This is a genomic window from Sediminibacterium sp., from assembly GCF_051860225.1.
Taxonomy (GTDB): domain Bacteria; phylum Bacteroidota; class Bacteroidia; order Chitinophagales; family Chitinophagaceae; genus Sediminibacterium.
Genome location: NZ_JBHYEI010000004.1, coordinates 192,691 through 201,741 on the forward strand (window position 1 = coordinate 192,691; position 9,051 = coordinate 201,741).

Below are 9,051 nucleotides of genomic sequence, written 5' to 3' on the forward strand. Positions count from 1 at the left end.
GAATGTATTGTTTATTCCCAAAATAAGTATGATTAAAATATTAAATTCTTAGGCTAATCACGACTTCTAGAAATATCCTTTATATCAACAATAACTACTCTTTTTACTAATGGTTATATTTCAAGAAATCAAGTTTAAACATCGCCTTTAGGCCGGATATCATGAAAAGAATCAACAAACAACACATCAACACTTATTAATTGTTAAAATATAAAAGCCCAACATCCTCAATTACTTTTCTCAAACTATTAGAGCAATAGATTCTAAGCAACTTATTTCAAATGGCTTATTAAAATATGGGCATATTCATAATTTTTTTTAAGTATTTTTCATTTTCAATGAATGTATTTATTTGAAGGAATATTGTATAATCTGAACCGATTTCTAATATCTTTTAAAGCTTAAAATATCGTGTGAAAATATACCAAATTTCTATATCTCAGCGCGAAAAGTACCATTCTTAATGTATAAATTTTCGAAAATTAAAAACTCATTTTTAAAGTTAAAGCATTTTATTAAATTCAAATGGTTAGTAATATTCCATGAGAGGACTTGGTAAAAATGTTGAAGATTAAGAGACTGCTTTAAAAGTTTAGGACTAAAAAGTAGCTCATAATAGTATTCATTTAGAGGAAAAATTTCTTTAGTAATTAATCTTTTACTTAAAAGAGGCAACGAATGAGCACCAATTAGCCTAAAAGTTTTTAATACAAAGGCGAAAAATGACACTGGAAAAAAAAATATAATATCGAGTAATTTTAATGAGTTATGAAAAAAAAAATAAAGTATCTCATAAAGAAAATTTCCAAAAATGGAACTACCACTTGAAAAAACGATTAGAATAAATCTGGTGGTGAAATATTATTATTAAAGTTATTATAGAATAAATGATTTCACCTATTAATGATGAAATAAAAGGGAAATCCTTAAAATTAAGTGCCATAAAAACTATCAAAATAAAAAATTTAAGGACGAAGCCCAACATCAAGAATTTAGCAAGCATTCTCTGTTTATTATTAATTATTATCTCACAAGTTAGAAAAGCATTTAATAATAGAAAAATTGATTGAAAATTAAAATATATGTATTTATCTACATCTTTAGAATAATTATTATTAAAATAAAAATTAATAGTGATTTCTGAAAATAAAAAATAAATAAATAAAAATAAGGAAGATGCTAAAAAATAGAATACTGAAACTTTCTTTTTGAATAATTGGCGATCACTAATTGACAAAACTAAAGCAGATGGTATATAAATCCCTGTAAATATTGATGGTATAACTGTAATTATTTCATGTAATTTAAACATTCCAGAATAAACTAATGAAACATTATTCTCTTTCAAAATTGGGATAAGAATAACTTCGAGTCTATTATATATATATACTAAACTTCCAGATATAAAAAAAGGGAAACCCCAAGACCAAAAGGACTTTAGTCTTACAATTGTATAATGGAATATGGGTTTAAACAAAACAAAAATATTTGATCGAATACAAAACAAACTTAAAATAATAGACTGAGTTATGTTAAAATAAATGTAGCCTGCTAACCCAAAAAAATAAAATCCTAGAAAACTGCTAAATAATTTTGAATAATCAACAACTAATAAGAGCAAATTGTATTTGGCGTAATTTTGTTTGGCTTGTGTAAATGTGATATAAGAATTAGTAATAGTATCGAAAAAAACAGGAATAAAAAATAAAATGTAAAATATTTTAAACTCATAAATAAAAATTAAAACAAATATGAATAAGGGCAGTAAAATAAAATAATTAATGAATTTAATTTGCAGATAAGGAATTATGTTAATAATATCTAGAGTTTTGCTTCTTGCTACCCTTTTCATTAATAATTGTCCAATACCAAAATCTCCGATAGCATTAAATAAAAACACTACAATCGTCACGATAATAAATTCTGAAAATACTATTGAACCTACTTCTTTATTAAAAATGTAGATAAAAATAAAAATTCCAACTTTCCCTAAACCCTGTATCAAGAAAGCTTGTATTAGAGAGCTATTAAAAGACTTTATATTCAAGATAAAAAAGGTGTTTTTTTATTAGAGATGAACTTATTGGGAATTATTATAAATAAAACCAAATATGAGTATAAAAAAGCCCCAGAGAAGCTTGACAACTTATTATTTACAAATTCATTAAATAGTAAAAAAATAATTAGTATGATTTTAAGAGAGATTATTAAATAAAAATTACAATTATCAATATTTACCTTTCTCAGAAATACTATGAATAACAATATTAATCCAAAAATAAAAAATAAATAACCCGCTTTTAGGATAAACCATACATAATAATTATGAACATATAAATCTTGGCCATCTTCTTTAAAATTTCCTGGTGCATAAGTCATCTCAAAAGACGCTCCCATACCATTGCCTAAATAATTAGATTCAGAAGCTTTGTCTAAAGCAATTAAAGATTCTAATTGTCTCCATCCGATAGCAAGGTCTCCACCATCATCTTTTTTGTTTCGTTCTTGAAAAATAGCAGAATTGAAAAGTAATAATATTAAACCTGACACAATACCCAATGAAATAAATGATTTAACTCTTGTATAAAAACTTTCTTTTCTTATTTTGACTATAAACATGATAAAAATTATTATAATAGAAACTAAGAAACTTGTTCTAGTCAAAGAAAAAAACAGAATTAAAAAATTAAGAAAAAGAAAAAAATATAGATATCGTTTATGAAATATTGGAATTTTAAAAATTAGAGCAGCTGCTAAAAAATTAAAAACAAACAAGTTGAAAAATTCTCCTCCTTTCAAAATTATTCGATGGAAATTGGGATAAATAAGTGATTTTGATGCTTGCCAAAAAGTATCACCACCCCAAATTGGTTCAATTGGTAAAAAATTTATCAATAGTACCTTAAAAGCGAGAAAGCTAGTTAAAATTGCAATGTATTTAGTTAAGCTGAGAAAATTTTTTAGAGAAATCGATTGGAAAAAATTAACAAATACAAACAAAACTACGAACGGAAAATAATCTTCTAATATGTAAGCAAACTTATAACCAACTAAGAAACCTTTTGTCACACTAAAAAACGATAACGCTAAAAAAAATATATTAAAAAGTATTATTCTTTTTGAAAAAAAAGATTTGAAGATTTTTGATAAATTGCTTACGAAAAATATTAAAAAGAAAAGTAATGATATGTTTATTCCATTTACCTTAAAAGATTCACCTCCGATGATAAAGAAAAATAAAAAAATATAGAGAAAAACCATACTGTTAAAATAAAAGCAAAAGACTATTCTGCCGTTTTGAATTGTTACACATCATGTATAAATAAAGGAAATAGTATTCTACATTTTCTAATGTTATAATACCTTTTTCAAAATTTAGGAAATAATAAATTAATTTCTTAATAATTGAGTTTTGTATTGAAATATATCTAAAGCTTTGCTATCAAACAACTCTTATAATTTATCTTTCTATCTCTTGATTACTGTATGACTTTTATATACCATTAAATTGATAAGTGCTTTATCACCTGTATAAAAAAGTCAGTGTTTTTATTTGCAGTTCCTTAAGAATTACTGTTATATTAATCTTACTTATTTTCCAGTGCAGGTATAAATTTTAATTTGCAGTTATGTCTACTCAAAGAGTTATAAACGGCTATTAGAATTTACATAATTTATTATTCATAGCTTCTTCCATCCTATCTGTAAATTTCAAATGCTCCTTTTACGCCACTTAAGTATTATTAATAAACCTGATTTCTTAATATTAGAGTGTTACACTCTTAGCTTTTTATTTTTTTTGTATCCAAAATAAATCTAAGTAATATTTTATTTCCCATTTTGAAAAAGTTGGAAACTATATGTATTATGATAATTACTCTTTTATCAATTTTTCTATTGTTGATCAATTGTATTTTAAAAATTATTAATTTTATACCAATTTAAGGTGATTGCTAAGCCATCTTTAAATTTAAATGCAGGAAAATAATCTAATTTTTTAATAATTTTTTTTATACATGCCTTAGAATGTTTTACATCTCCATTTCTTTCAGGAGCATAAATGGCATTAATCGCATTACCACTTTCAGATTGTAGTAATTTTACCAATTCATTAAGTGAAACTTGATCACCGCAAGCAACGTTCATTACTTCATGACTAGTAAGTGAAGAATATAACATCGCTTTAATGTTTGCTTGTACTGCATTTTCAATAAAAGTGAAATCCCTACTCGTATTTCCATCACCATTTATTGTTGGCCTAGTTTTATTTATAAAATTCTTACAGAAAATTGGTATTACAGCAGCATAGGGATTATTGGGGTTTTGCTTCGGACCGAAAATATTGAAGTAACGAAGTCCAATCGTGTGAAAAGAATAAACGCGGCTAAAAACGTCAGAATACAATTCATTTACTAACTTAGTTACAGCATATGGAGATAGGGGATTACCTTCATTTCCTTCCACCTTTGGTAAAATAGGACTATCACCATAGGTACTACTACTCGCAGCGTAAACCATCATTTTTAGTTCGGAGGAATCTCTAGCTGCAACAAGCATATTTAAAAAGCCGCTAATATTGACATCATTAGATGTAATTGGGTCAGAAATACTCCTAGGTACAGAACCTAAGGCAGCTTGATGTGAGATAAAATTAATCCCTTGTACTGCCTTTCTACATGTCTCTAAATTACGTATATCCCCTTCTATAAATTCAAAATTAGATAATCCAATAAATTCTTTAATATTATCAAAATATCCATTCGAAAGATTATCTAGAACTCTGACACGTCCAGCATTGTATTTCAATAAATATTCAACAATATTTGATCCAATAAAACCTGCTCCGCCTGTTATTAAAAAAGAATATTCTGATAAATCAATATCGTGGTAACGAGTATTGTACAATTGCTTATTAAACATAACTTATAATCTTGAATCAATTAAATTTTTGGGAAGTATACCCTTAACATCAAAAACTATTCCAGTTGGAGAAAATGATCGGATATCTAACTCTAAGAATTCTTTATGTGCAACTGCTAAAATAACTGCTGCGTATTGATTACTGGTTATATTACTAATTAAATTAATATCATATTCACTCTTCACTTCATTTGGATCAACCCATGGATCATATACATCTACTTTAATATCAAAGTTAATTAGTTCATTATAAATATCAATAACTCTTGTATTACGCACATCTGGACAGTCCTCCTTGAAGGTAAAGCCTAGTAACAATACCTTTGAATCAACGACCTTTAAATCCTTTCGCATCATTAATTTAACTACCTCAGTAGCCACATGTTTACCCATAGAATCATTTAGTCTTCTACCAGCCAGAATGATTTCTGGATGATAGCCTACTTCCTGAGCTTTTTGGGCCAAATAGTAAGGATCAACACCTATACAATGACCACCAACTAAACCTGGCTTGAATTTTAAGAAGTTCCATTTAGTACCAGCTGCTTCTAATACTTCATTCGTATCAATACCAATGAGATTGAATATTTTGCTTAATTCATTAACAAAAGCAATGTTAATGTCTCGTTGTGAGTTTTCAATAACCTTAGCAGCCTCGGCCACTCTAATACTAGGAGCCTTATGGGTTCCTGCCGTAATAACTGACTTATACAAATCATCAACTATCATTGCAATTTCAGGGGTTGAACCGCTTGTAACTTTTAGAATTTTAGTTACAGTATGTTCTTTGTCTCCAGGATTAATACGCTCAGGAGAATAGCCGCAATAAAAGTCTTTATTGTATTTTAATTTACTTCCACGTTCAAGTACTGGTACCATTTCCTCTTCAGTAACTCCTGGATAAACTGTTGACTCAAAGATTACAATATCACCCTGCTTAAGAAAATTGGCAATCGTTTCACTTGCTTTAATCAATGGAGTTAAAACAGGTCTATTATGCTTATCCGTTGGTGTAGGAACAGTAACGATGAAAATTCCACAACCTTTTAATTTGTTTTGATCTGATGTAATAAATAATCCTATTTTTTTCGAATTATCAATATCCAATACAGAGTTTAGCAGTTCATCTTCTATCTCAAGTGTTGTGTCATGTCCCTTATTTAACTTATCAACTCGTGCTTTATTTATATCAAAGCCAATTACTTTATATTTTCCCGCAAATGCTACCGCTAAAGGTAAGCCTACGTAACCTAATCCTATTATACCAATTTGAGCATCTTGTAATTTCATGATTTTCTTGTTTATGTAATTTCATTTAAATTAAAATTCCAAATTGAAGACAATAGTAAAATTGGCATATATTTTTTTTTTCTATTATCCCATATTACATGTTTGCTTGATTTAGGGGGCAATAACTTCCCTTGATTTACTATATTAATAATATCACTCTTTAAAATTCTATCATCAAAATATGCTTTAATGCTAGGCGAACTGTAATTTATGAATGTTACAGGAATTTTTTTTATTCCAAACTGTTTTAAAGCATGATATCTATGGTGCCCATCAATTATCATCATACTTTTAGAACAAACAATAATCGATGATATTAAAATATCCCCTTCAAGAGTTTGCAAATAATTAACGAACGAATTCAGTCTGTCCTCAACTACTTCCTCGTGACACTTTAAAGCATCAATGTTAACCTCTCCTATACTTGTTACAACATCATTTGAAAAATCTATGAAATACATATTTTTGTTACCTTTAATTAAGAATACCTTTTGATTGTTTTAAATGCTCAAATTTAAGTTTAACACATCAACTTCAAGAATACATCAATGGCTTACAGTTTTTTATCAGAAGACTCATTAGAAAAGTATAATGCAACTCGAATTTTTTTATCAATAATGGTTTCAGCCTTCTCTATTAGCTTATACAAATAAGTTTTATCTATATCGCTCAAAACAACTAAATCTACAAAAGGACAATTTTTAACCTTGAGCTAAATCACCTGTCAAATAAACTTTATATACTTTACCAAGCTTGATCAAAACATTCTTAACTACTTGATCCAGTCCTAAATATTGCATAATTAATCCCCTTAATGAATTAAATAGGGGGATGGTTAGTATTTACAGGATAAAAATTTGTTTTGGTAGAAGACTTAACTAAAAGAACATCAGACTCCTTGTTAATTAGACACATATCAGATAGTTTATTTAACTCTTCTCGAACTATATTGCTACTAACCCCTAAATATCTTTCTAATCCGCGCAAATAAACTGTATTCAATGGATTTAAAAGTAACTGGACTCTTATTTTCCCAGTTAATATTTTATCTAGGTACATTTGAAAGAAAAATCAGGGGGGAGATTAGGCGGGGGAGTATGGCAAAGCCCATGTCAGTCACAGAATTGAACTGACACTATAATGATTGTCAAAATTAATCTTTATTTGTATTTAAAAAAACATTTTTTACTATCTAAAAGGGACTAATTAGACATAACAATCGAGTACCCTTTTTTAAGAACTATATAAATAACAAAAATAAAAGAAAAGAGAAAAAATCCAATCACTGTTGCTTTTAACCTAGACATTTTCTCTTTCTGTAGAGGCAAGCTAGGGTTATCAACGATTTGAATTACAGGAGTTTCCTGACTCAAAGTAAACTTGGCCATTTCTAAATTCTGGGTGACACTTGCGAAAATTGTTGATAACAATGTTTTATCTCGTAGTGTGGTTTCGACGGCTACCGATGTTCCAGTTCGATACAGAGGATTAATATCCATTGTACTTGATGTATTTTGTAAAGATGCTCCAGAAATAGTCTTTTTTGTTAATAAACTTTCAATACTGTCAACTCGTGCTTGAAGCTTTTGGACTGTTGCGTTTTGTCTTTTTGTTTTAATATTAATATAACGCTCAACAACTTTTTCTACTATTCTTTCACAATAGACTTTAGCTAAAAGTTCATTTTGCATAGTACTGATAACATCTATAAACGCAGCCTTTTTATCCGTTCTTGAAACTGTGAATTGAGATTTACTAATTTTATTGATTATTATTTGTAAAAGACTATCCTGCAATCGAGTGTATTTATAAGTCTTTGATAAAATAGGGAAATTTATTAAGCCTATTTTTTTATCCTTACTCCATTTTTTGTCCAAGTCATACACTTTTACATACTGATCAGCAATTGATGTATTAGACGAACTATCAAAAACAGACAGAAGTACTTCTCTTGCCAAAGATGAACTTTTGAAATATAAAAGAATATTGTCACCAGATAGTAAACCACCGTCCGAACTACCCCCAACATCAACTCCAAATTGGCCAGCCAAGGAAGCAAGCCCGCCTAGACTTGACGATCCACTCTTTCCTTCTTCAACAACAAATGTAACTTTTGCAGTATAGATTGCTTTCTGACTATTTGCATAAAAAAAGCCAACCAAACCACCAATTATACCCATAATAACTATGAAAATCCATTGTTTTGTAATAAAATAGAACCATTCTTGGAATTTTAAAATAAGCTCCTTTAAAGATATTTCGTCGGAGTTATTTTCGATGCTTTCGGTCATGATGAATTTGAGAAGTTAAATTAGAATATTACTAAAGCAAATATATACCAGTTAAACTGTGAAAAAAAAATCTTCACATAAAAAAGGCTACAAATAGAAATAAACAGCAATATTTATTGTGTGTGAAATTAAACTATTTTAACCCAAAAGCCTTCTTCACTTTCGTTACATGGTCTAGCTTCTCCCAGGTAAACAATTCTACTTTTACTTTCTTCTCTTTACCGTCTGGGGTCTTGAAGGTTTTGGTAACTACTTCAGACTTGCGACCCATATGACCATAGGCTGCAGTTTCACTGTAGATAGGGTTTCTCAGCTTTAAACGCTGCTCTATAAAGTATGGACGCATATCAAATAAACCTTCTACAATCTTAGCAATCTGACCATCAGTCAATTCTACTTTAGCCGTACCGTAGGTGTTCACGTTGATTGATGTAGGTTGTGCCACCCCAATCGCATAAGACACTTGAACCAAAATTTCGTCCGCTACACCAGCAGCTACCAAGTTCTTCGCAATATGACGCGTAGCGTAAGCTGCAGAACGATCTACCTT

Annotated in this window: 7 protein-coding genes; all 7 read right to left on the bottom strand. The window is 28.8% G+C overall.

Features of this window, described 5'->3' with window-relative positions:
- Positions 1-817 precede the first annotated feature (817 nt).
- Positions 818-2,047 (bottom strand): hypothetical protein, encoded by a 1,230-nt coding sequence (locus ACTIEI_RS13770; protein ID WP_439506874.1) that lies wholly within the window; start codon positions 2,045-2,047, stop codon positions 818-820.
- The gene (locus tag ACTIEI_RS13775; RefSeq protein ID WP_439506875.1) at positions 2,044-3,261 is read right to left on the bottom strand and encodes an O-antigen ligase family protein; all 1,218 of its coding nucleotides are present in this window, start codon (positions 3,259-3,261) and stop codon (positions 2,044-2,046) included. The genes ACTIEI_RS13770 and ACTIEI_RS13775 overlap by 4 nt, the downstream gene beginning before the upstream one ends.
- 654 nt (positions 3,262-3,915) lie before the next feature.
- On the bottom strand, positions 3,916-4,920 hold the full coding sequence (locus ACTIEI_RS13780; RefSeq protein ID WP_439506876.1) for an SDR family oxidoreductase: 1,005 nt from the start codon (positions 4,918-4,920) through the stop codon (positions 3,916-3,918).
- Between the two features lie 3 nt (positions 4,921-4,923).
- A complete protein-coding gene (locus ACTIEI_RS13785; RefSeq protein ID WP_439506877.1) occupies positions 4,924-6,210 on the bottom strand; it encodes a nucleotide sugar dehydrogenase in 1,287 nt (428 codons plus the stop codon).
- 11 nt (positions 6,211-6,221) lie between these two features.
- On the bottom strand, positions 6,222-6,671 hold the full coding sequence (locus ACTIEI_RS13790) for a ParB N-terminal domain-containing protein (RefSeq protein WP_439506878.1): 450 nt from the start codon (positions 6,669-6,671) through the stop codon (positions 6,222-6,224).
- A gap of 741 nt (positions 6,672-7,412) precedes the next feature.
- Entirely contained in the window at positions 7,413-8,501 is a 1,089-nt protein-coding gene (locus ACTIEI_RS13795; RefSeq protein ID WP_439506879.1) for a hypothetical protein, read from the bottom strand.
- A gap of 133 nt (positions 8,502-8,634) precedes the next feature.
- Positions 8,635-9,051, bottom strand: a 417-nt coding sequence (locus ACTIEI_RS13800; protein ID WP_439506248.1) for a methionine adenosyltransferase domain-containing protein, incomplete at its 5' end; no start/stop codon positions are given.